This is a genomic window from Corallococcus sp. CA041A (assembly GCF_003612075.1).
Lineage (GTDB): Bacteria > Myxococcota > Myxococcia > Myxococcales > Myxococcaceae > Corallococcus > Corallococcus exiguus.
On the sequence record NZ_RAWF01000480.1, the window covers coordinates 1 to 2,886 of the forward strand.

General features: G+C 69.1%; 4 protein-coding genes. All 4 read right to left on the reverse strand.

Annotated features, from left to right (window positions below):
- Window positions 1-541 (reverse strand): hypothetical protein (locus D7V77_RS41290; protein ID WP_120581643.1); only part of this gene is annotated, 541 nt, incomplete at its 3' end.
- 118 nt (window positions 542-659) lie between these two features.
- Window positions 660-1,106 (reverse strand): cyclic nucleotide-binding domain-containing protein, encoded by a 447-nt coding sequence (locus D7V77_RS41295; RefSeq protein WP_120581644.1) that lies wholly within the window; start codon window positions 1,104-1,106, stop codon window positions 660-662.
- Between the two features lie 47 nt (window positions 1,107-1,153).
- Window positions 1,154-2,503, reverse strand: a complete 1,350-nt coding sequence (locus tag D7V77_RS41300) for an AgmX/PglI C-terminal domain-containing protein (protein WP_120581645.1) — start codon at window positions 2,501-2,503, stop codon at window positions 1,154-1,156.
- 4 nt (window positions 2,504-2,507) lie between these two features.
- On the reverse strand, window positions 2,508-2,798 hold the full coding sequence (locus D7V77_RS41305) for a hypothetical protein (RefSeq protein WP_120581646.1): 291 nt from the start codon (window positions 2,796-2,798) through the stop codon (window positions 2,508-2,510).
- Window positions 2,799-2,886: the final 88 nt, after the last annotated feature.

Genomic DNA, 2,886 nt, shown 5'->3' on the forward strand with positions numbered 1-2,886 from the left:
GGGGACGGACCACCAGGTCCGGCGGCGGCGGGGGCCGCGTGGGGTCACCACCGGGCAGGTTGTCCGGCTCCTCCACCTCCACGAAGAGGTTCTCGTCGGTGCGGAAGGCGAGCTGGCCGATGCACTCCTCGGCCTCCGAGCGCAGCTGGCCCACCTTCTGCTGGGCGATCATTACCTTGGTGAACTCGTGCTCGCCGGGCGCCGCCTCGCTCTTGCTGACGGCCTCCTGGAGGGCTACGTCCGCCTGCTCGGAGATGCGCAGGAGGCCTTTTATCTGCGTCAGCTTCTCGTTGGCGCAGTTGAGCTTCACCACGTCCTTGGTGCGCCGCGCCTCTTCGACCTTCTCGAACACCTGGCGAAGCGACTCCCGCATGCCGCCCAGGGCCTGCGTGCTGCGCTCCAGCTTCTGGCTGTCCGGCACGTCACCGGCCTTGTCCAGCGCGGGCGGAGCGGGGCGCGGCGGCGACGCGGGCGACTGCGCCAGCGCCATCCCGGAGGTGACGAGTCCTCCCACGACGGCGAGCATTCCCAGGGTGCGCATGCGCCTCACGAGTCCTTCCGGCCCTTCCCAAGCTGCGAGAGTCGAGCCTAGGAGTGAGGGGGAGGGGTGTCAACGCAATGCCCCATCGCCCCGGAGTCCGGCTTTCCAGCTCCGGAACTCAGTCCTGGGGGGCCAGGCGGGCGTTGGCCTCGCGCAGGCGGGCGGACAGGCTGCGCGCGATGTTCACGACGATGAAGGTGAAGCCGTCCGCGTGCGCCAGCCGGAAGGTCCGCAAATCCTGCGCGGTGAGCTGGAGCAGTTCCACTTCGCCCAGGGCGCGCACGGTGGCGGAGCGGTGGTCCTTGTCGATGAGGCCCATCTCCCCGAAGAACTCCGGCGGGCCCAGGACGGTGAGGGGCTTCACCTCGTTGCTCACACCCCGGCGCACCACCTCCACCTGGCCGCGCACGATGACGAAGAGGCTGTCACCCAGGTCGCCCTCTTCGAACACCACCTCGCCGTGCGCGTAGCGGTACAGCCGTGCCAGCTCCGCCAGCCGAGCGAGCTCGGCGGGGGCCAGCATCTCGAAGAGAGGGGATGTGGCGATGACTGCCAGCTTCTCCATGTGCTCCCCGCGGGTCCGGTGACCCCGGAAGGTCCGGACGGTCGAGCCTATTCCCCTGGCGAGAAGATGAACGGGTAGCTGACGGGGACGTCGTCACTCGGTTTGAAAGGGAACGTCCAGGTGCGCATGGTGGTCTTGATGCAGTTGATGACCTCGTCCGAGCGCAGGGTGGATTCCTCCACCTCGACGTTGCTGGCGCGGCCTTGCGGCGTCAGGTCGAAGCGAATCATGACCCTGCCCTTGAGGGAGGGGTCGCGCTTGAGCCCGTTCTCGTAGCAGCGCTGGATGGAGGCCTTCCTGCGCTGGATCTCGCGGGCCAGTTCCTTGGGCTTGACCTCGGAGCTATCCACTTCCGGCACCGAGTCCACGACCTGGGGCACCTTGACGACCTGCTTCTGGCCGGTGTTCACGGTGCCCGCGCCGGACGTCTGCGTGGCGCCGATGCCCGCCATCTTGCCGCCGGTGTCTCCCTGAGGATTGGCGATGCCGTTGCCGCCGCCCGAGCCCGCCGTGAGCGCGCCACCCGCCGTCGCGCCCGCGAGCGCCTCCGCCACGTTGGCGCCGCTGCCGGAGTTCCCGAGCACGTCCGCGATGGCGTCTCCGCCGCCGGGGCCCGTGCCGCCCAGCAGCTTGAGGATGCCGGTGTTGCCCACCTTCTCCGTGAGCTGCTGCCGGCGTTCCGCGCTGTTGGCGGGAGCGGACGGCGAAGCGGTGGTGGGCGTCTTCTTCGGAGCGGTCTTTTCCTCTTCCGGCTTCTTCTCCCCGGTCGCGGCCGTCTCCTTGGGCTCCTCCTTCTTCGCGGGCTGGGGCGGAATGATGGCGCGCACGAAGCGGTCTTCCAGTTGGTCCAGCTCCACCTCCGCCTCCACCGGCGCGGGCTGGGCGACGATGATCGCGACGCTCAGCACGTAGAGCACAAGCATCGTCAGCAGGATGCCGAAGAAGACGCGGTCCACCGTGCGCCACGTGCTGGCCTTCAGCTCCGGGGGGAGGGTGGGCTTGGAACCCGGTGCGGGCGCGGGGATGAAGTGGAAGAAGAGCGTGGCGTCCGGCAGGTCCACCTTGCCGCGGGCGCTCTCCTGCAACGGTAGGTCGAAGGTGTCGTCCGCGCGGCGGGTGGCGAGCCCCTGCTCCCGGAGCGCGTCGAAGTCCACGTCCGACGAGCCCAGGTTGATGCGGCCCTGCATGTGCTCGTCGATGATGAGGTGGAACTGCTGGCCGCGGTTCTCCAGCACCTTGAAGCGCGGCGGGCGCGCCTCGGACGGGGGCATGACGATGGTGTTGCGGGCGTCATCGCCAATGGTGACGGAGTCGTGGAGCAGGTGGTGCTCTTCGACGATGCGCCCGTCCTGGATGACGCCGACGCGCAGCAACTTGGGGCGGGTTTGAAGGGCCATGGATCTAGAACGGGTCCTGCTGCACGCTCTGGACCACCTTGGGCACGAAGCTCTCCGTGCGGTTCAGGTCGTCGAAGCTCGGCTTGGAGCGGTCGAGGAAATAGAAGGCTTCCGGCTTCTGGATGCGCCCCTCGACCTTGATGGCTTCCAGGCGGATGGCCTTGGCCGGCTTCTTCGCCGCCGGAGCCTGGGGCGCTGGCGTCGCGCCGTTCGCCGCCTTCTTCGTGGACGCGGAGTCCTCCGCCCAGGACGGACCGGAGACGGCGACGAGCAGCAGGAGGAGGGCGGGGCGCATGGCGGAAGGTCGGGCTACTGGACGTCCTTGGACACCTTACTCGAGGCGCCCGGCCGCGTGGCAGGGGGCCCGGGGGGCGAGGCAGGGG

Coding starts and splice junctions, on each gene's coding strand:
- D7V77_RS41295 (WP_120581644.1), bottom strand. CDS start 1,106: ATGGAGAAGCTGGCAGTCATCGCCACATCCCCTCTCTTCGAGATGCTG.
- D7V77_RS41300 (WP_120581645.1), bottom strand. CDS start 2,503: ATGGCCCTTCAAACCCGCCCCAAGTTGCTGCGCGTCGGCGTCATCCAG.
- D7V77_RS41305 (WP_120581646.1), bottom strand. CDS start 2,798: ATGCGCCCCGCCCTCCTCCTGCTGCTCGTCGCCGTCTCCGGTCCGTCC.